This is a genomic window from Maribacter hydrothermalis (assembly GCF_001913155.1).
GTDB lineage: Bacteria > Bacteroidota > Bacteroidia > Flavobacteriales > Flavobacteriaceae > Maribacter > Maribacter hydrothermalis.
Genome location: NZ_CP018760.1, coordinates 3,950,930 through 3,974,634 on the forward strand (window position 1 = coordinate 3,950,930; position 23,705 = coordinate 3,974,634).

Genomic DNA, 23,705 nt, shown 5'->3' on the forward strand with positions numbered 1-23,705 from the left:
ATGGTTGCATTTAGTATAATTTATTTCATAAAACAGGGTTATGAAGGTAGTATGTATGAAAGGTTAATATGTTAGCATTTTCTTAAAATTACTTTTTGCTGCAACCTTCTAAAAATTATGTTGTCATTTTGTGGTGTTCATCAATCAATTAAATAAACAACATGATTAAAAAACGAAAACAAAAAGTACGCTTAAGGTGGTTAAAAATGACCTCCATTTTCGCAATACTGCTTACTGGTATTCAGCTAATGGCTCAAGAAAATTATACCATAAGTGGTAAAATTTCTGACATTGACAACGGAGAAACCCTTTTTGGGGCTTCAGTTTTTTTAGAAGGTACAACTATTGGTGTAGTAACCAATGAATATGGATTCTATTCCATTACAGCTCCTGAGGGGAAGTACCGTTTGTTAATTACTTACATGGGGTATGCAGATATTAAACAAGAGGTTAACTTGAATAGAAATCAGAATTTCAATTTTGAAATTTCCGAGTCTTCCACAAAATTAGACGAAGTAGAAGTTACTGCGGAAGAATCTGAAATTGCCGTTTTACGTAAACCAGAAATGAGTGTTCTTAAAATGAATATTGAAACAGTGAAGCAAATGCCCGTGGTTTTGGGCGAAGTAGATATTCTAAAGTCTCTACAAATGCTTCCGGGAGTAACTAATAACGGTGAAGGTACTGGCGGTTTTCATGTTAGGGGAGGTGCAGGCGATCAGAACTTGGTGCTCTTAGACGAGGCTATTATTTACAATACTTCGCACATGTTCGGTTTTTTCTCAGTCTTTAATGCGGATGCTATTAAAGATGTAAAATTGTATAAAGGTGGTATACCCGCAAGATATGGCGGTCGTGTTTCGTCGGTCTTAGATGTGCGCCAAAAAGATGGTAACAGCAAACGATTTGCAGCAACAGGTGGTATTGGTATTATATCTAGCCGTTTGGCTTTAGAGGCTCCCTTATTTAAAGAAAAAGGGTCTTTTTTAATTGCAGGTAGACGCTCATATGCTGATATTTTATTGAAAGCTGCAGGGGAAGATAATAGTGTTAGTTTTTATGATTTAAACCTAAAAACGAATTATAAAATAAACACGAATAATAGACTCTTTCTCTCCGGATATTTTGGCAGGGATGCTTTTGAGTTGGGAGAAAATTTCAGCAGTTCTTATGGGAACTCCACAGCCAATCTTCGTTGGAACCATATTTTTAACGACAAACTCTTTTCAAATCTTTCTGCAGTGTATAGCAAGTACGATTATGAATTGGGAATTACATCGGCGGAGTTCGATTGGGTTTCATCTATCATCAATTACAACCTAAAATATGACTTAAAGTATTACTTCAGCGATACCTTTAAACTAGATTTTGGAGCAAGTGGTATTCATTATGAATTTGACCCTGGTGAGATTATACCAACCTCTGAGACTTCTGCAGTGAACCCTTTAGTGTTAGATAAAAAGAAGGCTTTGGAAACGGGTATATATGTTGATGCTGAACATAAATTGACCGAAAAGTTAACCGCTCAGTATGGATTACGCTACAGTGCATTTTCTAGACTTGGTGGTCAGCCAATGACAGAATATTTCAATAATCAGCCAGTAGTCTATAATTCAGACTTAGGCATTTATGAACGTGGAACCGCAGTTGGTGAAACCGTTTATGAAAAAGGTGATGTCATTAAAACCTTTGGAAATTTAGAGCCCAGAGCTTCATTGGCATATTCCATAAATGATAATTCTTCCTTAAAAGCTGGCTTCTCTAGGGTTGCACAATACATTCATTTATTATCGAATACTTCATCTGCCACGCCGTTAGATGTTTGGGCGCCAAGTGGACAGTATATTGACCCGCAATTATCTAATCAGTATGCATTAGGTTACTTTCGAAACTTTAAAAACAAAGCCTACTCTATGGAGGCAGAAGTGTACTATAAGAATACCGATAATAGAATTGATTATATAGATGGGTCCGATTTAATTGGTCAAAACACCATTGAGACCGAAATATTAAAAGGAGAATCTAGAGCTTATGGACTAGAGCTTTTATTAAGAAAAAACGAAGGTGATTTTACAGGGTGGATTTCTTATACTCTCTCTAAATCTGAACAACGTACTCCCGGTGGTTCTGCTGGTGGCTTAGGGATAAGTGATGGTGAATGGTACAACACTCCGTATGATAGAACACATGATATTTCTATTTCTGGATCCTATAAATTAAATGAAAAATGGAGTTTTGGAACCAACCTAGTTTTCCAGACCGGTAGACCTGTTACGTACCCAAATGGGCAGTATGAGTATGAGGGCGTTTCCATTGCCAGTTATTCCGATAGAAATTCTGATAGATTACCGGCGTATCATCGCTTAGATCTATCGGTTAATTACAAACCGAATAAAAAGCCCGATGCCAAATTAAAAGGGGAGTGGGTACTAGGCATCTACAATGCCTATAACCGTAAAAATGCGGCATCTGTTTCTTTTGGACAGAATATAGAAACTGGAGCAAATGAAGCTACCAGAACTGCAATTTTCGGTATTGTGCCATCTATCACTTATAACTTTAAATTTTAAGACATGCAAAATCCAATAAAATATATAACACTTTTATTTTTATGTACCCTAGTCTCATGTTCAGATGTTATCGATGTTGACGTACAAACCGATACACTGCGCTTGGTGGTAGAAGCTTCGTTAGATTGGGAAAAAGGAACAACTGGTAATGAGCAAAGTATTACGCTACGTACTTCTACACCTTTTTTTGAAACACAAAGCACTGATGTTATCGGTGCAGAAGTTAGTGTTACCAATGATAACACTGGTGAAGTAAACCTTTTCACAGATCAGAATAATGGCACCTACACGACCACTACTTTTAATCCAGAATTAGGTGCTAGCTACACTTTAGAAATTGTATATGACGGGGAAACCTATACGGCTAGCGATACCTTAAATGCTGTTCCTGATATTACAGAGGTATATCAAGATACTGAAGATGGTTTCGATGATGAAACTATTGAATTACATATTGTTTTTACTGACTTTGAAGAAGAAGGAGATAGTTATTTTTTCAAATTTAAAAGACCTCAAGATCTTTTACCAACCCTTGAATTGGGTGATGATGAGTTCATAAACGGAAATGAGGTTGACTGGTGGTACGAAATTGACGATGATGAAGATGAAGAAATTAAACCGTTAGCCCCTGGTGATGTAGTAAATATAACCATGCATAGTATTTCTAGACCTTATTATAATTATATGGATATTGTAATTGACCAAATGGGCGGTGTTGGTATTTTCTCAGCTACACCTGTAGACGTAAAAGGAAATTGTATTAATACAACAAATCCCGATAAATACGCACATGGCTATTTTAGGGTTACTCAGAAAAATACGATAACGTATACTGTAGAGTAATTCCTTGTAATTAATAAGTAAGCATAAATCCTAATGAATTAGGGTTTATGCTTTTAGATTAAATCGTGAATTTAGCTTTATTAACTTTAGAGTTATATGATGTGCTATATAAATTTTTTACGAAATTTTGTCAGGTATTTGAAAAATGTAGTACACTATTGTATAGTAAAAATTTATTGTTTTATTTCCAGAACTGATTTACCATGTTCATTATCCGGATTCAATTCAATAGATTTTTCATACATTTTAATAGCTTCGTATTTCTTATCTGCTATTAACAGTGCTTCACCATAGCTATCATATACATTAGAGCTATTTGGGAATAACATAGTATTCAATTTAAAAACTTCTAATGCTTTTTCCATTTCTCCCTGTCCAATTAAGTTGTATCCCCATGTATTTAAATCTTCTTCGGAATGATTGTATAAAGCATTAGCCTTTTGAGTTTCTATAGATAATTCTATTGCATTGTCCAGTGTTTTTTTATATAATTCATTGCGCGAGTTCTCATCTAATGTCTCTGCATATGCTTTAATAATTGTATTGATAATTAATGCAGGGTTATCTTTAAAAATATAATGACCACTACCTTCAGCAATCAATTCAATTCTGTTAGGTTCAGCATCTACAAAATCTTTATGTGCTTTTTTTATAAGTGTCCAGTATTCATCTGGGTAGCCCCTATTAATAGGTGATGTTATATCTATTGCAGGAACGCTAGGAGGGAATTTAACTTCTCGTAACAGTTTAACCGTTTCAGGATACGTTTTATATAGGTAATAGTTTCCAAGAGTTTCAGGGCTTTTTGGCGGTGTTGGTTGTTGGGCCATTATATTAAGTACATCGTCAGTATAAACGTCTACCAAATTAGCGTCAATACGAACTACATATTTTACTTTTTCAGGATGCTTAGACGCGTAAAGTGTTGTATAAAAGCCACCGTAAGAATGTGGTACCAGAATAATTTCATTATCATATCCTAACTTAGATAGTCCGGTTTCTAATTCAGTAATACCATTTATTATTCCAAAATCTATGTCATTTTTTAGATTAGGGTTCACTTCACTTTGTCCAAAACCTGTACGGTCATATGTAATTAATGTGGTACCTGTAACTTTTTGTATTCTTTCTAAAATATTGTCCCATACTGATCCTTCATTTCCTGCACCGGACTCAAATAGAATAGGGGTTCCTTCTCCTTTAATTATTTTAAAATGCATTTTATAACCGCCAATATCTACCAGTGTATCTAGTTGCTGTGAATGCATGTAAAATGATAAGAATGTTGAAAATAATAGAGTTAGGTAGCGCTGTTTCATTTTGTTGGTTTTAGGTTGATTTTATATAACAGTTTGACACAATTATGCCATCAAAAATATAATCTTTAGCTTTTATTTATAGATCGTATTACAATTTTATGGATATTGTAATTGACCTAATGGGCGGCATTGGTATTTTTTCAGCCACACCTGTAGACATAAAAGGAAATTGCATTAATACAACAAATCCCGATAATTATGCTCATGGGTATTTTAGGATTATTCAGAAAAATACGATAAGGTATACGGTAAAGTAGAAGACCTTTATTTAATTATTAAAAACACCAAGCCCCAAAGAAATTTTAGGCTTGGTGTTTTTAGATTTTAAGTTGAATGCGTTTAATGGAAAATACTACCCGGGTTATTTTAAAAGTATAGTGTCTAGTTTGGGGAATGCAGTCCCATCTTATTTCCTTCAGAGTCCAAGAATATAGCGTAGTATCCACTTTCATCGGCGTGTAATGATTTTGGTACCATTATCTCTCCGCCATTTTGCGCTACCTTATCAAGAATTGTTTGTAGGTTGTCTCCGCCATTTAAATATATGGTTACGCCATTTGCCGAGGGTAGATAACCTTCTGCTTTCATTATGACTCCCGTAACCATTTGTCCTTCATATGGCAATACACCCATTTGCATTTCTGGGAATTCCATTTTTTCAATGTTAATATCCAAAATTGCTTTATAAAAATCGACTGCTCTTGAAATGTCGGTTGCGGGAATTTCAAAAATTGAAATAAAACTTTTCATATGGTTTGTGTTTTGTGTTTCGGTTGAATCTAACTGTGTATTCTCGGCATTGGTTTTGTCTTGACCATTACAGTCTAGAATGCAGAAGGAAAATAGTACCGTAAGGTATAGGATTGTCTTTTTCATATGTTCTGTTTATGTATAAAGTACAAAGATGAAGTATTAAAGAAGTATAAAATTGTAAAAATGCGACACGCTAATTATTTGTAGAAAAGCGTTGAAAGCGCCATGTTTTCATTCCCTAAAAACTCCTTTGGGTTGATTCCTGTAAACTCCTTAAAATCTTTAGTAAAATGGGCTTGGTCAAAATATTCACTTTCGTAGGCAACCTTGGTAAGGTTGTCCGACTTTTTGTTCAGCAACAGTTTTAATGCAGTTTGGAGCCGTATTACTTTGCCTAACTGTTTTGGACTAACACCAATTTGTTTTTTAAAGTTCCGTTCTAGTTGCCTTCTCTTAGACAAGTCATCTTTAAGAATTGTGGTTATTGATTCTGTTCCTTTAGATAATAACAGCGCATCGAGGGTTTGTTTTACGATAGTATCAATGGTTGCTTTATCATTCATTTTTTCTAAAAGAAAGTTTTCTATGATTTCAATGCGTTGCTTACTGTCTTTAGCATCTATTATCTTTTGCTCCAATTCTTTTGCACTATTCTTTTCGAACAAGAATTCAATTGGAGTTTCTTTATTTGCTAAATCTTTAATGGGTGTAGTCACAAAATTGGCAAAGCCATAAGGGTAAAACCGAATTGCAAATGTGTTTACATAGCCTGTTGGCTCTATAAAAAATGGTTCAATGGTCTGTCCAAGAACCATGGCACGCGGTTGCAATATAAATTCATCGTCCGATGTATAACGCTTTATGTCGTCACCAAGAATAAAAGCCATTTCAATGCAACCATCAGGTATAATTCGCTGTCTTTCTGAACTGTATTCAGCAGGAATTTCTAAAGTCCAATAGCAACTAACAAGAGATTCTAAATCTGAATGAGGTTGAAATGTTTGGTAGTTCATTGGTGTTTTTTGAAGAAGGTTTAACATCTAAGTTAAAATCCGTTAGGTTTTAAGGTTTTTTTATTCCCATTTTAGAACTATACTAAAGATTATTGTTTAGTTTTATTTTTACTAGTTCAAGTAAGCTATCGGGATTAGCGACTTTATAAATTTAGACTGACCTCACGATTTATCTTTAAAGTCCGCATTACGTTAAGGTTTTGTTACCTGCTGGCTTTTCACGTTTTCAAATCCTCAAGCAAGTCAATTCTTTTAGTAAAATGAGATAAATCCAAATCTGCTTTCCTATCGCCTCTATTAATACTTTCTAGAATATGCATAAAATCATATTCAGCATCTTTCTTAATTATTGAGTTAATTAAGCATTTGTTTTTACCAGTTTCTATATCCCTTTCGTAAAGAGGTTTGCGATGATATCTTTCTTGGAAATAATTATTGTAAGCATTTACTATGTAAACTTCTAGCCACATAAGTGGTCTTTCCGTTTCTTCATTTACCTCAATTTTAATAATTGATAAAAAACCTTCTTGTACTTCTCGAATGCTCAAACTTTTACTTTTCAGTTTCTCATAAAAGTTGTTATGTCTTATTTTAATGAAGACAAGAAATAAGAATACGTGTGGTATTACAATGCTGTTTTCGCTAAAACTGCGGAGAGCTAAACGGGAATGTGCAAATATTTTTTCTTGTTGTCTTAGTGGTACTTTTGTATTAGTAAAGAGTAGTTTACACGTTGCTAGAAAATTTGCTTTATCTTCTTGTACCCCTTGATATTTATGTCTTTCTGGAGACTGGAAGAAATCGTCGAATTTAAAATATTCGTATAGATACTTGTAAAAAATATCTACTTCTGGTTCAGGAATTGAATATTCAATATCAATAAACCGTCTCAGATATTCATCAGCATCCAAATCTGCACTTCCATAGACTCCTTTAACCGCATTGCCAAGTTGTTCTTTATCGATGGATAAAATGAAAACAATGTTTGGAACAGAAAAGAAGTGTTTTATCTGCTCCAAAATAGAAACAGCGTAATTTGGGCGACATCTATCCAGTTCGTCAATTATAAAAATTAGTGGTTTCCCATTATTGGTATTAGCAATAAATTCGGACAAGCTTTGACGAAAATCTGAAACACTCTTTTTCTTTTTTTCGTACTCTTGAACTTCATTCTCAAATACATCAGATAGTCCTTTTGTAACTCCTATAATTGCCTCTTTTATCCCCTCTGTGTCAATATATCTGTCTGCAATAGCCTTTGCAATTATTGGAGCAATATTTTTCGTTAATGTCGCTGCCTTATTTAATGTTTTTTTAAATTCAAGTTCATTCTTTTTAGTTGTAAGGGTTTTTAATTCGCCCATTAATGCTGTTAACGGATTATTTTCGAAATCGTTCTCCCAAGCATTAAAATATAATGTTTGATACGCATTGTTTTTCAAGTCTTGCTCCCACATTTTTACAAATGTGGTTTTTCCAGTTCCCCATTTGTTGTTAAGGGCTAAGACAAATCCATATGGATAGGATAGTATAATATTAGTTAAGACTGTAGAATATTTTTTCCTATCTAATTTACAATTAGCAAAAGGGTTATCCTCTTCAACCTCAATTTCTGGGTGTTTAATGTTCATTCAACTTTTTTTTCAGCATGCAGATTACGTACGTACATGTGTATAATTACACATATTTTACATTTAAAAGTAATCTAATTCTCACCCATTTAAAAACAGACCTATCAACAGTTATTAACAGTAATATTGATATCGATTCTTATAAAATAATCTCACCACCAAACCACAAAAAACTTCTCAAATTCACTATCACATTTCTTCATCCAAATCATAGGAGCACTTTTATTATTTAGACGTTCTTCAATTGTGGTAACAATTGTATCGTGAGAAACCCATGTTACTTCTTCAAAAGGGTTAAACACCCACTCACTTTTAGTAGGTATGTAGAATTTGTGATTCATAAATTCAGGAGAATTAAACTCCGCCATTCGTAGCCAGTAGCCCACATTACAATGAGAGTTTATTGGTGAAATATCTAATGAAGCGGTTTTATAGGGTTGAAACAATTGCGCTTTATAGCAAACCTCTTGCTTAATATTGGTAGTATCTATTTCTTCCGCTAAAAGTGCGGAACGCCCAATATTGGTGTGTAGTAAAGAGAACTGATTGTTCTTTATTTTCTCTAGTTTTTTATAAAACGCATCACTTCTATTGGGTCCGACTAATTGATGAATAGGATTCTCAATTGCTGTATCAATTAAGTAAAATTTATAGGTAAGTTCAACGTGTATTAGTTGTTTCGTGGTTGCCTCTTTAAGTATAAAATCTATTTCTCCAATCGTCTGTTTTCCTTCCCGAATAGGCCTATTATGCAATAACACTTGATATTCATCGCTGGCATCCAAAAGTTGCTTACAAACATATTCCATCTGATGACCTAAACGTAATTTCTGAGGTATAGCTATCGGGCTAATCTCATTTAAATCCAACTTAGGAAACTCAAATTGCGCCACGCCAAATTCCATACCTTCCCATATTGGCGGAGTAGCTAAAAAGCTTTTGAGCTGGCTGATTGTGGTTTGTTGTTTGTTGATGGTCTTTTGTTTAGTTGCTGGTTGTCGGTTGCTGGTTGTTCGTTGTTGGTTTTTCGTTAATTGTTGCTCGTAAATTGTATAACTGAATTCCGGTGACTGAGCGTAGCCGAAGTTACTTCATTATAACGCTACGCGCAAAACGCCTTTCGCTATGCGCTACTCGCCAATTGCTACGCGCCAGTTGCTTAACGCTAGCGTGCATTGCAATTTGAATCTTAGTAAAACGAAACAAACAGATTGCTTAGTAGCTAAAAAGCTGCTAGCAAAGACGAACTCTAGAACGCCATGCGCAAAACGCTGGGCGCCATACTTCATGCACTAAACGCATATGAAATAGTTAATTGCGTCATGCGCTTAGCGTCCAGCGAAAAGCGAAAGTTAAACAACAACGTTAACATTTCCCAAAAGACAACCGCATACACCGTAAAAGTGTTAATTTTATAGTATGGCTATGAATGAAAGAAAAGGGTTCCGCTTTGAAACTTACGAAGCACCCGAACAATCGATTTTTGATAAGCTGTTTGATATTTTTCAAGAGCTTATTACGCATACATCCGGAGATTTTGACGAGGCTATAGTTTGGTTACGTGAATTGGACAAGGAATATGAACTTACAACTGAAGACTACACCATTGACGATTTTATTGAAGATTTAAAAGCTAAGGGTTACATACGCGAAGAATTTAAGGATGGCGGTGGTGACCCTCAAGATGGTGAAGAAGGTTCTGGTGGTGGAAATATTTCCATTACCGCAAAAATGGAGCGTATAATTCGTCAACGTGCGCTTGATCAAATATTTGGTAAACTGAAAAGGAGTGGTGCCGGTAACCATAAAACTGGTAAATCGGGACAAGGGGATGAGCATACCGGTGATTTACGAGAATACCGTTATGGCGACGGACTAGAAAACATATCTATGACCGAGAGTATTAAAAACGCCCAGATCAATCACGGTATGGGTAGTTTTCAAATAAGCGAAGAAGACTTGGTTGTGGAAGATACCCAGCATAAAGCGCAAATGAGTACTATTCTAATGATAGATATTAGCCATAGTATGATCTTGTATGGTGAAGACCGAATCACTCCCGCTAAAAAAGTGGCAATGGCATTGGCAGAATTGATTACCACCAGATATCCGAAGGATACACTTGACATTTTAGTATTCGGTAATGATGCCTGGCCCATACCGATTAAAGATTTGCCTTACTTAAAAGTAGGTCCGTATCATACCAATACTGTTGCTGGTCTGCAATTGGCGATGGATATGCTTCGCAGAAAACGTAATACCAATAAGCAGATTTTTATGATTACCGATGGTAAGCCTAGTTGTCTTCGCATGCCCGATGGTAGTTATTATAAGAACAGTGTAGGACTAGACGATTTTATTGTGGAGAAATGCTATAATATGGCGCGACAGGCACGTAAGTTGCATATACCTATCACTACATTTATGATTGCTCAGGACCCTTATTTAATGCAGTTTATTCGTCATTTTACCGAGGCAAATAAAGGCAAGGCATTTTTTACGGGATTACAGGAATTAGGGGAAATGATATTTGAAGATTATGAGGCCAATAGAAAAAAAAGATTGAAATAAGAAAAGAGAATGAATTCTTATAAAAGACCTTGGTATATGTTAAAAAGAACATGGGTTATTTTGTTCTTATTAATTTTTATAGGTTTATTCGTTTCAACTTTGCCCCCAGAATTACCGCGTAACATCACTTATTTAACAAAGGCATATTCAGAGCCTGAAATATGCGAAGGGGCTTTAGAAATTGCAAAAGCGGATTCGACAGTTTTAAATTTGCTTGGTAATTTAGAACCTTTAGGTGCTTTAGATATGTTAAATGGTTCTGTTGGTTATTCAAAAACTGGTGATACTGTCGGAATTACCATCGATGTTAAGGGAGATAAACAAATAAAAAATATCCGTTCAAAAATGGATGTTTTGGCTGAAAAAATAAACGATAAATGGGAATACATTTCCATAAATATCCGAATTAAGAAACCGGATGAGTTAAAACAAACGATTGCTATATTAAAGAAATAAATTTTTATGAAATTAGATTATAAAAAAATACATACACTAGGGGAGCTAAAAGTTGCAGGATACAAATCTAAAAGTGTAAAAGACGAGTTACGAGATAACCTTATTCAGAAAATTAAAAAGGGTGAAGATGCTTTTCCTGGAGTTTGGGGTTATGAAGATTCTGTAATTCCAGAATTGGAGCGTGCTATTCTATCTCGTCATAATATTAATTTATTAGGATTACGTGGTCAGGCAAAAACACGATTGGCGCATTTAATGGTGAATCTGTTAGATGAATACATACCCGTTGTAGAAGGTTCTGAAATTAATGATGACCCCCTTAAGCCAATGTCTAGATTTGCTAAAGAATTAATAAAGGAAAAAGGAGATCATACACCTATAATTTGGATGCATAAAAGTGAGCGTTTTGCCGAGAAACTCGCTACTCCTGATGTTACGGTGGCCGATTTAATCGGAGATGTAGATCCTATTAAAGCGGCTAATTTAAAATTGTCTTATGCAGACGATAGAGTAATTCACTTCGGGATGATACCTCGTGCCAACCGGTGCATATTCGTAATCAATGAACTGCCCGATTTACAGGCACGTATTCAGGTTTCCTTATTTAATATATTGGAAGAAGGGGATATACAGATTCGAGGATTCAAATTGAGATTACCTTTGGATATTCAGTTCGTATTTACGGCAAATCCAGAAGATTATACCAATAGAGGAAGTATTGTTACGCCCCTGAAAGATAGAATTGGTTCGCAAATATTAACGCATTATCCGGATGATATTGAAATTGCTAGAAAGATTACGGCGCAAGAAGCAAAGTTAGATAGTCGCCAAACGGATGCAGTATATGTACCTGATTTGGCGAAAGACTTGTTAGAGCAAATCATTTTTGAAGCACGTGAAAGTGAATATGTTGATGCTAAAAGTGGTGTAAGTGCACGTACCAGTATTACCGCTTTTGAAAATTTGTTGAGTACAGCAGAGCGTAGATCCTTATTAAATGGAGGGGATTATACCATGGTTCGTTTAAGTGATTTCTTGGGAATCATTCCTTCAATAACCGGTAAAATAGAATTGGTGTATGAAGGAGAACAAGAGGGAGCGGACGGAGTGGCAGCTATTTTAATAGATGATGCCGTAAAATCCTTATTCCCAAAATACTTCCCGAAAATCAACAAATTAGAACGTAAAGATGAAGAAACCGTATACGATGAATTGTTACATTGGTTTTTTCAAGGGGAAGGTTTTGAATTAATGGATGATTTTACGGATGAAGAGTACAAACGTGCTTTAGACAGTATACCGGCTTTAAATCAATTATTAAAAGACCATCAACCAGAGTATGATGTGAAAGATGTTTACTTTTTAAAAGAACTCTTACTTTGGGGATTGGTCTCTTATAAAAAGCTTAATAAGCAAAGATTTACTGATGGGTTTGAGTTTAAAGATCTCTACAGCAGTTTCTTAAAAGATATTTAGAAAATAACCGCAGGGAAAGGCCACGAGGCATTAAATTGAAAATTAATTAAGATTTCGACGCTAGCTAACCTTGCTGTCAGATAGATATCAGAGCATTTAAATCTAGATTATCGAGTAAAAACAAAGCCCTTTCAATTTTGAAAGGGCTTTGTTTTTACTTCCAGTGATCTACATGCTGGTTCATATCATCAAAAAGATAAGGACCAACAATTTCTTTTCTATACGCAATTGCTACATACGTAACTAGTAAAAGCAAAATATACAGAGTAAAAATTATGCATCCCATGGGTATAAAAATGGTAGGTATTAATTGGTGGTCAAAGTCATTATAGCTTAATAAAATACTCATAGTTTCAACTAGTTTATAAACGTAAACTAAAGAAATAACATACAAGATATATTCTAATTTTCGCATGGGCGGATCACTTAATTCATCTTCCATTATTTTATGCCACAAAATGTATAGAAATGCAAAATGAATTATTGATAATAGTGGAAATATATAATTGTCAATTTTAAGAAAGTAAAACTTATTCGTGTATAGTCCGTAAAAATTTAAAATATTCAATAATATCAATATCACAACAGAAAAAAACACCGTTCTTTTCCATGATAGAATTCTTTTGATAAAATTCATAGGTAATAATTTATATGGATTTGGGAAATCAATATATTGATAAAAGAACGGGTTGGCGTATGCTTTATTTTAAACAAATCGACGAACGGTATAGAATGTTGCTTAATATGTTTAATTTAAGGTAATCCACCTTTATCCACGCTAAATTTCAGGAGTAAGCCCACTATCTCTATACCAAAAAATATTAATAGAACAGTAGAGTTTATTGATATATGTAGGTGAAGAATCATTGATAAGATTATCCACTAAATTATTGGATATTAAAATACAATTAAAAAAATTACAACTTTTGAAATGCTCCAAAACATAGCAAACACACTAATAATCCATAAGTAGATAGGGCGAATGTTTGCCATATTTTGGATATTTTATTCTTGCTTTTAAGTAAACGATTTTAATAGTACTGGAAAAGTATTAAATAGAATTTTCCAAGATCTAATAAGTGATTGACAATATAGTCTCTATTTTTACAATTATGAAGATTACGCGTTTTTGCTACTTAGTACGGTTACAGTATTTAGGATTTAGATTTAGTGGTTGGCAGGTTCAACCAAAACAACGTACTATAATGGGTATGCTTAACAAGACCTTTTTATTTTTATATCCTGATAGGAATTTTAAAATACTAGGAGCTGGAAGAACAGATGCAAAAGTGTCCTCCTTAGCTGGTGCCTTTGAACTATTTTTAGAAGAAGAATTAGAAAATCTGGATGATTTTATACTTCAATTTAATAAAAATTTACCCACCGATATTCGTTTACTTTCCATTGAAAAAGTTAATCAAGATTTCAATATTATTAAAGATGGAAAAGTAAAAGAGTACTTTTATTTTTTTTCCTTTGGAGATAAGAACCATCCATTTAGTGCTCCATTCATAACGAATTATATAGAAGAGTTGAATATTGAAGAAATGAAACTAGGGGCAAATTTATTTATTGGTAAGCATGATTTTTCTATATATACAGCCAAATTAAAACCGAATACTAAGACTGTACGTAAAATTGAATCGTGCAGTATAGAATCTAATAATTTATTAACGGCAAATTTTTTTCCAAAAAAGAGTTATATACTTAAAGTAAAAGGCAAAGGTTTTATGCGATATCAAATTCGAATGATGATGGGGGCTTTAGTGGAATTAGGTAAAAATGAACTTTCGTTAATTGACATAGAAGACTCACTAAAACAGGGTTCTAGCTTAAAATTAAAATCGATAGCTCCTGGATCAGGTTTACTTTTAAACCAACTTGGTTTTGAAATGTAGTGGTTTAGAATTAATATATTTATAAAAAAAGAATGGCTACTCCTAAGAAATTAAACTTTCCTAAACGTAAGAAAAAGAATTCTCGACAACATAATAAAATGGGTAAAGCTCCTGGTACCATCAGTTACATGGGTAACAAGGAACTTAAAGACAGTGTAATTATTAATACAACCTATTCTGCGGATAAATTTCAAACAAAGGAATTTAACAACCTAGTTGATTTTATAAAAGAAGAAAAAGGTAATAAAATTTCATGGGTAAATGTGGTAGGTATTTCCGATGAGCCTTTTATTGAGCAAATAGGTAAGCATTATAATCTAAATCCATTAGTACTTGAAGATATAGTAAATACAGAACAACGTCCTAAGGTAGATGAATATGATGGTTACATTTTTGGAGTTTTTAGAATGCTTTACATTTCTGAGGAGGATGAAATTGTTGGCGAGCACGTAGCATTGGTTTTATTGGAAAATACCGTTTTGGTTTTTCAGGAGGTTAAGGAAGATGTTTTTAATGGAGTACGAGAACGTATTAATGGTAAACTTGGCCGTATTAGAACTAGGGGCGCAGATTATTTATTTTTCGCATTACTTGATGCAATAGTTGATAATTATTTTTTGGCCATAGAAAATTTAAACAATAGAATAGAGGTTTTAGAAGAAGAGGTATATCAAAATCCAGAACCCATTGTTGCTAAAAATATTCAGGAATTAAAAAAGGAGATATTAAAAATTAGAAGATGGATTTATCCTGTAAAAGAATTGATCAGTAGGCTTATAGATTCTGAAAATACATTAATTACTAAGGATACTAAATTATTTTTACGTGATGCCCTTGATCACGCTATTGAAATAAATGAAAGTTTACAGATATATCGTGAAATGTCCATGAGTTTAATGGAAATGTACATGAGTAACATGAGCAACAAAATGAACGAAGTAATGAAGGTATTGACCATTATGGCTTCAATTTTTATACCGCTTACATTTATTGCTGGAATTTATGGAATGAACTTTGATTATATGCCCGAATTACATATCAAAAATGGATATTTCTATGTCTGGGGCGTAATGATTGCCCTTTTCATAGGAATGATGATTTATTTTAAAAAGAAAAAGTGGCTATAAGGCTATGGATTTCTTTTAAAACTATATTGTATACTACTATTATTAAAAATCAATACCATTAAATATTAATTTTAAAAAGTCATTTAAATTATCAGTTTCCATATATATTACATGAATCTAAATTATTTTGAAAAAATGATTTTAAACCAATTTTTAACTTAAAAATTATATATATGAAAATTAGAACTATGTATACGACTATTGCAGTTCTGTTATTTATGACAGTTACCGTAATGGCTCAAGAAAACAATCAAGAAGTATTAGATACTAAAATCTCAAAATCCTACACTATTAACGACGGTAAAAAGTTGGTAAGGAATTCTGTCGAAATTACTACGAAACGGTTAAACACTATTGAGCATTCTAAGGATGATGCTGGTAAAATTGATCAAGATAGGATAGTGGATAGTGTTTCAACTATTGTTAAAACCGTTCAAATAGATAATGATGAAGACGATGCATTTGATGAGAAAATAGTTTTTAGCTATGAATCTAAAACTCCTGAGGATTTTATTTTAGTTTCAAAAAATAATGAATTGGTCGTGGCCATGAATGAAGGCGAAAACTTAAAAATTGTAGAAAATATTAATTTAAAAAGTAAAGAATTGTTGAATGATAAAACTACCTATATTTTCACAAACGAACGCGGTGAAAATTTAGAGTTTTTAGTACAAGAATACAGTAGAACTTCAGAAACTGCTATGTTAAAGAACTAATCATTTAATTCTTTAGTATAAAAAAGAGCCGTAAATACGGCTCTTTTTTATTTACTATTCTTCTATATTATTTAGTCAAATAGGTTTGAAGATAAATAACGATCTCCACGATCACAAATTATAGATACGATTACGCCATGGTCTAGTTCCTGTGCTAAACGTAAAGCTACAGTAGCAGCGCCACCACTGCTCATACCAGAAAAAATACCTTCTTCTTTTGCCAATCTTCTAACCATCGTTTTTGCTTCAATTTCATTCACTTCCATAATGCGGTCTACTTTTTTAGCATCGAAAATTTTTGGCAAATACTCTTGAGGCCATTTACGTATACCAGGTATACTAGCATTATCACAAGGTTGAACTCCGACTATTTGTACATCATTATTCTGCTCTTTTAAAAAGGTAGAAGTACCTATTATAGTACCTGTAGTTCCCATAGCAGAAACAAAGTGAGTAATTGTACCATCAGTGTCTTTCCATATTTCTGGTCCTGTTGTATTATAATGCGCTTTCCAGTTATTTGGGTTTCCAAATTGGTTCATCATAATATAGCCTTCCTTTGCAACCTTATTTTCAGCATAGTCGCGTGCACCTTCAATGCCTACCTCAGAAGATGTCAACGTTACTTTTGCTCCATAAGCACGCATAGTCTGTACACGTTCTATGGTAGAATTTTCTGGCATTACCAATTCTATGTCAAGGCCATAAATACCGGCAATCATAGCTAACGCAATACCTGTATTACCACTTGTAGCTTCTATAAGTTTATCATTTGCCGTAAAATCGCCATTATCGTAACCCGTTTTAATCATATTATAGGCTGCACGATCTTTTACACTGCCACCCGGATTGTGTCCTTCCATCTTAAAATAGATAGAAACATTTGAGTTGGTATTTAAAACTCTTGATTTTACTAATGGTGTATTACCAATAAGTGATAGTAAAGAATTAGACATGGGGTGTTGTTTTGATTTTAATTTCTGGGGTATGAAAAACTGTAGAATGTGCGGGCACAGAGGAGGTTATCCAGGCATTACCACCAATAATGCTATTGGCTCCAATAGTTGTTTCGCCTCCTAATATTGTTGCATTGGCATAAATAGTTACATTATTCTCAATAGTTGGATGACGTTTAGTCTTTTGTAAACTTTTAGCAACAAATAATCCGCCAAGGGTAACACCTTGATAAATTTTTACATCATTCTTAATAATTGCGGTTTCACCAATGACAACCCCTGTACCATGATCAATATGAAAAGATTTTCCAATCTGCGCACCGGGATTTATATCGACACCAGTCTGTCTGTGGGCATATTCTGTCATTAATCTTGGTACCAAAGGAAATCCTATTTTATATAATTCATGTGCCAATCTATATACGGAAATAGCATAAAAACCTGGGTAAGCCATATATACTTCCTCAATTGATAAAGATGCAGGATCGCAGTTTACGGTTGCTTCGGCATCTAGATTAAGGCTTTCAAGAACTAAGGGTAATTTTTCAACATAATTTTCCCATACTTTCTTACATGGTTTTTCACTCTGCCAACAGGCCAAATCTACAAGTTCGTCAAATTGTTTTTCTAATTTATCCAAGCTATCAGCTACAGGTGTTTCAATATCAAAAAGGGTATAAAAAAGAAGGTCCGTGAACTTCTCTGTATTCTTTTTTAAGCGAAATCTTAAATTTGGCTGCTTTTTGTGGGTAGTAATCTTTTCGATTATAGATCGGTGGTCCATGAGTTTACTTTAATTCATCAAAATTAACCAAATAACTAAAAGTACTTCTCATCTTATGGTTAACTTTAGCTTAAAATCACAAGAGATAGGTCGTATGTTAGAATCGAATATTACAAATAGTACTTTCAAATTTTTGAACTTGCTTAAAGAGAACAATAATAGAGAGTGGTTTGCGGAACATAAAACTGATTTTAAAAAGGAAGAAGAGAAAGTAAAATTCTTTTTTAACCAACTTTTGGAAAAGATGAAAACGCATGACGAGATAGAACGATTAAAAGTTTTTAGAATTTACCGGGATGTGCGTTTTTCTAAGAATAAAACACCCTATAAAAATAATTTTTCGGCATCATTTACAAGGGCCGGTCAACATCGTAGAGGTGGGTACTACTTACAAATAGAGCCTGGAAATAGCTTTTTAGCTACAGGTTTTTGGAATCCAGAAAAGGATGATTTACAACGGATAAGAAAAGAATGGCAATTAGACATTTCTGAACTAAAGAATATTATTGAGGATAAGAAATTTAAAGAAGTTTGGGGCGAGTTAAAAGGTGAGGAACTAAAAACTGCACCAAAAGGCTTCGATAAAGAGGACCCAAATATTGAGTATATAAGAAAAAAGCAATTTATTTTCACAAAAGAATTTTCTGATAAAGAGGTAATGTCAGAAGGCTTTTTAGAACAAATAAATGAAAGTTATAAGTTGATACGACCATATTTTGATTTAATGAGCAGTATACTCACTACGAACTTAGATGGAGAATCTTTATTGGACTAAAGCTAACTTTTCGAAAAATTGTATTTGATCTTGAATTCTTTTTATAACCATATTCATCATACGTTTATTTAAAGAGGAGGAATTTAAAATGTATATTTCATATTCTTCTACGGTAAATTGTCCTATTATCATTCCTTTTAAAGAGTTTCTGAATTTAATGTCTTTTTGAATGGCTTTTACAATGTAATCTAAACGTTTTTCTAGCTCTAGTTCATAAAATGTATTTTTCATTTTTTTAATGTAATTCTGAAAAGAGGCAAGGAGTAAATCGTTCTGTAGTTTAATGATTGGTCTTAAAGTTTGGTTTTGGAAACGCTCGTCGTCACTCATATTGGGCGTTATTTTGGCAGAGGCTATTAAAGGGCGAATGGATTGCAATTTTTGTTTTCTGTCCATTATTTTTAGATTTTACTCGTTAATCGAGGTTTAAATGCTACAAAGTCTGCCAGTTTGACAAGTTTACGTCGAAATCTTAATTAAATTTTCAATTCCAAGCCTATCGGGCTTATCTCGAGATTGTTAACTTAAAGGTACGTATAAGATAGAAGTCTTATTTAAAGTTTATTTCAAGTTTTTAAATGGTTATGAACAAATAAATTAACTAAGTCAATATAAAGATCTTATAATTAAGAAAATAGTAATTGAACAAGTAGCATTTTATCAGAATAATAGAAATAAGGCGAACAATTATCACTTTTAATAAATCGGTTAGGCTTCTTCGTGAAAGTTGTTTCAATCTTAATTTTCGGTATAACTTTACATTGTAAATTATTAAGAAATAAGACAATGAGATTTCATACTAGAAAGTTGGTTAAGCCTGGCGATTTAAACTCTAATGGTACTTTATTTGGAGGTCGTTTACTGGCTTGGATTGACGAAGAAGCTGCTCTGTATTCCATAGTTCAATTAGAAAATGGAAAAATTGTAACGAAGTATATGTCAGAAATTAATTTCATGAGTGCAGCATTACAAGGAGATGTCATAGAAATTGGAATTGAGGTCGTTAAATTTGGCAAAACATCTTTGACATTAAATTGCGAGGTTAGAAATAAAATGAACCATGAAACTATTGTTACCGTGGACAATATTATCATGGTTAATTTAGGTGAAAATGGCAAGCCTACACCGCATGGAAAAACAAAAATTGAATTTGTAAAAGACCGTTTGGCAGCCTTGGGAGAATTCGATTAATTTTCTCCCATTTGCTTAGCAACAGCTTGCACTTCATCTAAAACTCTTAATAAGTTACCGCCCCATAATTTGGCAATTTCTTCATGCGTATAACCACGTTCAACAAGTTCTAGTGTTACATTGAAGGTTTCAGAAGCGTCATTCCATCCTTCAATTCCACCGCCACCGTCAAAATCCGAACTAATACCTACATGGTCTATTCCTATAAGTTTAACCATATAATCTATATGATTTACAAAATCAGATACATTTACCGCGGCAGGGGCATCTTTTTTATTGGCTACTAATTCTTGCCCCATTTTTAAGACTTTAGGGTAGTTGGTCATAAAACTCTCTTTTTCACTATCAGTTAAACTAGATAATTGGGATCGCTCATACCAAGTAATTCCAAGGGAATCTGCTACTTGTTGATAAATAGATTTCATATAGGCCGCTCTAGCCTCATGTTTTTCTGTATTTAAATAGGAGCTAAAGGCTACCGTTTGTACAACACCGCCATTTTCTTTCATCATCATTAATTGCTCGTCATCTAAATTTCTACTATGATCACACAAGGCTCTAGCCGAAGAATGTGATGCAATAATCGGCGCTTTGGAAAGTTCGATCATTTGTTTCATAGCTTCTTTAGAGGGGTGCGATATATCAATCATTATACCCAGTCTATTCATTTCAATTACAGCTTCTTTGCCTATATCACTTAAACCTTTATGTAACCATTTGTTATCTGCTTCTCCTGTATTAGAATCTGAAAATTGACTGTGGCCATTATGAGCTAGTGAAATGTATCTGGCGCCTAGATCAAAATAGGTTTTAAACTGGGTCATGTCTGTACCAATGGGGTACGCATTTTCCACTCCTATCATAGCCGCTTTTTTTCCTGCTTTATGTATTCGTTTAACATCTGCAGAAGTTAAGGCCAACTCAATTTTGTCCGGTGCTATTTCTTCGCAAAGTTTACGTATGGCTTCAAACTTGTCTAAAGCGTTTTGTTTTGCTTTAGTATAGCCTTCATCTGTTAGCGTATCTTGACCGGTATATACTATTAACCAAGTTACATCTAAACCACCTTCATTCATCTTAGGCAAGTTAACTTGGGTTTCTAACCGCTGTGTGTAGTTTACACTGTCTGTAAAGTTTTTGACATTGATGTCATTATGGGTGTCAATCGTAATAACGCCTTCATGTATTCGCTTAGCCTTTTCTAGGGTTGTTTCTACTGATTCCTGCTTTTTTTCACCACAAGAGACCACTAATAAAAAACACATAACATAGATAAACTGCTTCATAATATAGTTTTAGACCTACAATTTAAGTGTATTCACAACAAATAACCAACCTTAGAAAACATTTTATTGTCAACGGGGGCATAAAGCAAGATTTTTAAATAATTATTAATGAAAATACCCACTAACTAAAGAAACATATTTTATGTCTATTTCAAAAACTAAGGACTTAATAGGGCAATTATCTCAATTAGAGCGTTCAGTAAATGAGTTTTCTTTTGAGGAGTTAAGTGCTAAAGAAGCAAAAGCTTTAAAAAGTTCTTTTAATGTGTTTAGATCTAGTTTAGAAAATCAAATTTTTGAATCAAACCATAATAAAGTTGATAATGAAAAGCTGAAAGAACCAATTACCGAAAAACAAGAAGTATCACAAAAACAATTTATTGCACATGTAAGTCATGAAATTAGAACTCCTTTAAATAGTATTATTGGTTTTGCTAATCTTTTAAAGGAAGAAAAGCTTACTACTGGCCAGCATAAAAAGGTAGATGCTATTCAGTTTGCTTCTAATACCTTACTTAAGCTTATTAATGAGGTTTTAGATTATTCTAAAATATCTTCTGGTAATTCAAATTTTGAATCTATTGACTTTAGGCTTCACGGTTTATTAAATGATGTAATGTTTTTGTGTGAAACATTAATTATTGATAGGAAAGTAGAGTTAATTATAGACATACATGAAAATGTACCTAAAGTGGTTAAGGGTGACCCATCTAAACTATCTCAAGTTATTTTAAACCTAGTTGGCAATGCTATCAAATTTGTAGAATCTGGGTTTATTAAACTTGGTGTTATAGTTAAAGAGGATAAAGAAGGTGAATGTATATTGGAGTTTTCTGTTCTTGATACTGGTATTGGTATTTCTAAAGATAAAATCAATTCTATTTTTGGGCGTTACACACAAGCGGAGAAGGACACTTTTGTAAAGTATGGAGGTACCGGACTGGGGCTGTCCATAACTAAAGAAATAATTGAGAAACAAAATGGCGTAATACATATAAACAGCACTTTAGGTAAAGGCACTACTGTTACTTTTAGCATACCCTATACCAAAGGTAATCTTACCAATTTACCTGTAAATAAAGTAAATGCTATTGACGCCTTAAAAGGCAAAGAATTATTAAAAGGTACTGAAATATTAGTTTTTGAAGATAATTTAATGAACCAACATTTAGTTGTTGAACAACTAAATAAATGGGGATGTAAAGTTCATGCAAATGTTTCATTGGAAGATGGATTGAATATTTTAACAAACCATAAAATAGACTTGATTCTTATGGACCTTAAAATGCCCGAATTAAACGGATTTGAAATCTCTAAAGCAATAAGAGCTCATACACATCCACAAATAAGTACAATTCCCATTGTTGCATTTAGCGCTGATTTTACTGAACAAGATAGTAAAGATTGTGCTGCAATAGGTATTAACGATTTTCTTTTAAAACCCTATACACTAAACAGTTTGTTGTCAGTAATTGTAAAAAATAAGCGAGAAAAAAGTATGTTAAAAGAATATGGAACTATAATTAATAAGCCTATGATAGAGCCAAAAGAAACCAGTTTGGTCGATTTAAACAATTTGTTAGATGAATGCTTTGGAGAAATAGCGATGCTTAATGAATTAGTTAAACTTTTTAAACTGAACGCTCTTGAATTCATAGGTAATGTTAAAATTCATTTGCAAACAGAAAATCTAAAAGAAATTGGATTTTCAGCGCATAAATTAAAAGCAGGTTTTGCAATGCTAAAGGCCGATGGTATGCGAAGGTTAATTGTACAGCTAGAAGCACATTGTAAGGCAAACCAGGCTAGCGAGGTTAAAGCTTTATATAAAATATTCTTGAACGACTATCCTAAACTAGAGCAAAAATTGGATTTTGATTTGGCTATCATAAACAAATTAAAGTAATGGGTAAAAAAGTGCTTTTAGCTGATGACGACCAACTTTTAGCTTCATTAATAAACTTTAGGTTGAAAAAAGGAGGTTATGATGTTCATTATTCAGCAAACGGAAAAGAGGTTAAAGATTATCTTAAAAATGAAATGCCAGACATTATTATTAGTGATATTATGATGCCTTATTTTTCTGGAATAGAACTTATTGATTTCGTTAGAAATGATTTAAAATTAAAAACACCTATAATTATTATTTCATCTGCAGGTAACGAGCAAAACGTCCTTACCGCATTTGAGTTAGGAGCAAATGATTTTATTACAAAACCAGTAAGTCCGACCGAATTATTAGTACGTATAGCAAAAGAAATAAATAAGTAGAAATAAATAAAAATTTGTTGATTCCCCCAAATCAAATAAACATATCGCTAATAAATGCACCGGAATTCA

Annotated in this window: 23 protein-coding genes; 13 read left to right on the top strand and 10 right to left on the bottom strand. The window is 33.3% G+C overall.

The annotated features are described in order from the left end of the window. The first annotated feature begins 161 nt into the window (after positions 1–161). Together BTR34_RS17030 and BTR34_RS17035 are read left to right on the top strand one after the other, a co-directional pair. Positions 162–2,570 carry a TonB-dependent receptor gene (locus BTR34_RS17030; protein ID WP_082960171.1) on the top strand — a complete coding sequence of 803 codons (2,409 nt, stop codon included), beginning with the start codon at positions 162–164 and terminating at the stop codon, positions 2,568–2,570. Between the two features lie 3 nt (positions 2,571–2,573). Beyond that, the gene (locus BTR34_RS17035) at positions 2,574–3,413 is read left to right on the top strand and encodes a DUF4249 family protein (protein ID WP_068484889.1); all 840 of its coding nucleotides are present in this window, start codon (positions 2,574–2,576) and stop codon (positions 3,411–3,413) included. A gap of 173 nt (positions 3,414–3,586) precedes the next feature. Here BTR34_RS17035 and BTR34_RS17040 read toward each other — a convergent pair whose 3' ends face one another. Continuing rightward, a complete protein-coding gene (locus BTR34_RS17040; protein ID WP_082960170.1) occupies positions 3,587–4,732 on the bottom strand; it encodes an alpha/beta fold hydrolase in 1,146 nt (381 codons plus the stop codon). A 98-nt stretch (positions 4,733–4,830) separates the two neighbouring features. On the opposite strand from BTR34_RS17040, the gene BTR34_RS18865 reads away from it, so the two are divergent. Beyond that, entirely contained in the window at positions 4,831–4,989 is a 159-nt protein-coding gene (locus BTR34_RS18865) for a hypothetical protein (protein ID WP_157483846.1), read from the top strand. Positions 4,990–5,113: 124 nt separating this feature from the next. On the opposite strand, the gene BTR34_RS17045 is transcribed toward BTR34_RS18865, so the two are convergent. The 4 genes from BTR34_RS17045 to BTR34_RS17060 all read right to left on the bottom strand — a co-directional run bounded on the left by BTR34_RS17045 (position 5,114) and on the right by BTR34_RS17060 (position 9,178). Beyond that, complete coding sequence (locus tag BTR34_RS17045; protein WP_068484887.1) at positions 5,114–5,608, bottom strand: VOC family protein; 495 nt, start codon at positions 5,606–5,608, stop codon at positions 5,114–5,116. 74 nt (positions 5,609–5,682) lie between these two features. Further along, the gene (locus BTR34_RS17050; protein WP_068485025.1) at positions 5,683–6,498 is read right to left on the bottom strand and encodes an AraC family transcriptional regulator; all 816 of its coding nucleotides are present in this window, start codon (positions 6,496–6,498) and stop codon (positions 5,683–5,685) included. A gap of 218 nt (positions 6,499–6,716) precedes the next feature. Next, positions 6,717–8,129, bottom strand: coding sequence for a KAP family P-loop NTPase fold protein (locus BTR34_RS17055; protein ID WP_068484886.1), 1,413 nt, complete (start codon positions 8,127–8,129; stop codon positions 6,717–6,719). A 152-nt stretch (positions 8,130–8,281) separates the two neighbouring features. Continuing rightward, positions 8,282–9,178 carry a DUF1853 family protein gene (locus BTR34_RS17060; protein WP_082960169.1) on the bottom strand — a complete coding sequence of 299 codons (897 nt, stop codon included), beginning with the start codon at positions 9,176–9,178 and terminating at the stop codon, positions 8,282–8,284. A gap of 370 nt (positions 9,179–9,548) precedes the next feature. Between BTR34_RS17060 and BTR34_RS17065 the strand changes: the two genes are divergently transcribed. Genes BTR34_RS17065 through BTR34_RS17075 form a run of 3 tightly spaced genes read left to right on the top strand, consistent with a single transcriptional unit; the run spans position 9,549 to position 12,632 of the window. Continuing rightward, the gene (locus tag BTR34_RS17065; protein ID WP_068484884.1) at positions 9,549–10,700 is read left to right on the top strand and encodes a vWA domain-containing protein; all 1,152 of its coding nucleotides are present in this window, start codon (positions 9,549–9,551) and stop codon (positions 10,698–10,700) included. A 36-nt stretch (positions 10,701–10,736) separates the two neighbouring features. Further along, complete coding sequence (locus BTR34_RS17070; protein ID WP_157483844.1) at positions 10,737–11,156, top strand: hypothetical protein; 420 nt, start codon at positions 10,737–10,739, stop codon at positions 11,154–11,156. Between the two features lie 6 nt (positions 11,157–11,162). Next, entirely contained in the window at positions 11,163–12,632 is a 1,470-nt protein-coding gene (locus BTR34_RS17075) for a MoxR family ATPase (protein ID WP_068484882.1), read from the top strand. 154 nt (positions 12,633–12,786) lie between these two features. Here the strand turns inward: BTR34_RS17075 and BTR34_RS17080 are convergent, their stop codons facing one another. After that, positions 12,787–13,269, bottom strand: a complete 483-nt coding sequence (locus BTR34_RS17080; protein ID WP_068484881.1) for a hypothetical protein — start codon at positions 13,267–13,269, stop codon at positions 12,787–12,789. A gap of 475 nt (positions 13,270–13,744) precedes the next feature. Here BTR34_RS17080 and truA point away from each other — a divergent pair, with 475 nt between their 5' ends. The 3 genes from truA (at position 13,745) to BTR34_RS17095 (ending at position 16,373) form a co-directional block, all read left to right on the top strand. Continuing rightward, positions 13,745–14,530: a tRNA pseudouridine(38-40) synthase TruA gene (gene truA, locus BTR34_RS17085; protein ID WP_068484880.1), complete on the top strand. Its 786-nt coding sequence runs from the start codon at positions 13,745–13,747 to the stop codon at positions 14,528–14,530. Between the two features lie 32 nt (positions 14,531–14,562). Next, positions 14,563–15,657 carry a magnesium/cobalt transporter CorA gene (gene corA / locus BTR34_RS17090; RefSeq protein ID WP_068484879.1) on the top strand — a complete coding sequence of 365 codons (1,095 nt, stop codon included), beginning with the start codon at positions 14,563–14,565 and terminating at the stop codon, positions 15,655–15,657. A gap of 173 nt (positions 15,658–15,830) precedes the next feature. Continuing rightward, positions 15,831–16,373 (top strand): hypothetical protein, encoded by a 543-nt coding sequence (locus BTR34_RS17095; protein ID WP_068484878.1) that lies wholly within the window; start codon positions 15,831–15,833, stop codon positions 16,371–16,373. A 71-nt stretch (positions 16,374–16,444) separates the two neighbouring features. Here the strand turns inward: BTR34_RS17095 and cysM are convergent, their stop codons facing one another. Continuing rightward, positions 16,445–17,329, bottom strand: coding sequence for a cysteine synthase CysM (cysM, locus tag BTR34_RS17100; protein WP_068484877.1), 885 nt, complete (start codon positions 17,327–17,329; stop codon positions 16,445–16,447). Continuing rightward, complete coding sequence (gene epsC, locus BTR34_RS17105) at positions 17,322–18,113, bottom strand: serine O-acetyltransferase EpsC (protein ID WP_068484876.1); 792 nt, start codon at positions 18,111–18,113, stop codon at positions 17,322–17,324. The genes cysM and epsC overlap by 8 nt, the downstream gene beginning before the upstream one ends. Positions 18,114–18,207: 94 nt before the next feature. Between epsC and BTR34_RS17110 the strand changes: the two genes are divergently transcribed. After that, complete coding sequence (locus tag BTR34_RS17110; RefSeq protein WP_068484875.1) at positions 18,208–18,888, top strand: DUF2461 domain-containing protein; 681 nt, start codon at positions 18,208–18,210, stop codon at positions 18,886–18,888. Here the strand turns inward: BTR34_RS17110 and BTR34_RS17115 are convergent. Then, entirely contained in the window at positions 18,877–19,284 is a 408-nt protein-coding gene (locus BTR34_RS17115) for a glyoxalase (RefSeq protein ID WP_068484874.1), read from the bottom strand. The genes BTR34_RS17110 and BTR34_RS17115 overlap by 12 nt on opposite strands. A gap of 390 nt (positions 19,285–19,674) precedes the next feature. On the opposite strand from BTR34_RS17115, the gene BTR34_RS17120 reads away from it, so the two are divergent. Then, complete coding sequence (locus BTR34_RS17120) at positions 19,675–20,079, top strand: acyl-CoA thioesterase (RefSeq protein ID WP_068484873.1); 405 nt, start codon at positions 19,675–19,677, stop codon at positions 20,077–20,079. Here BTR34_RS17120 and BTR34_RS17125 read toward each other — a convergent pair. Further along, a complete protein-coding gene (locus BTR34_RS17125) occupies positions 20,076–21,365 on the bottom strand; it encodes a dipeptidase (protein WP_068484872.1) in 1,290 nt (429 codons plus the stop codon). The two genes, BTR34_RS17120 and BTR34_RS17125, sit on opposite strands and share 4 nt — an antisense overlap. 142 nt (positions 21,366–21,507) lie before the next feature. Between BTR34_RS17125 and BTR34_RS17130 the strand changes: the two genes are divergently transcribed. Then, entirely contained in the window at positions 21,508–23,271 is a 1,764-nt protein-coding gene (locus BTR34_RS17130) for an ATP-binding protein (RefSeq protein ID WP_068484871.1), read from the top strand. Continuing rightward, positions 23,271–23,636: a response regulator transcription factor gene (locus tag BTR34_RS17135; RefSeq protein ID WP_068484870.1), complete on the top strand. Its 366-nt coding sequence runs from the start codon at positions 23,271–23,273 to the stop codon at positions 23,634–23,636. The genes BTR34_RS17130 and BTR34_RS17135 overlap by 1 nt, the downstream gene beginning before the upstream one ends. The last annotated feature ends 69 nt before the right edge of the window (positions 23,637–23,705 follow it).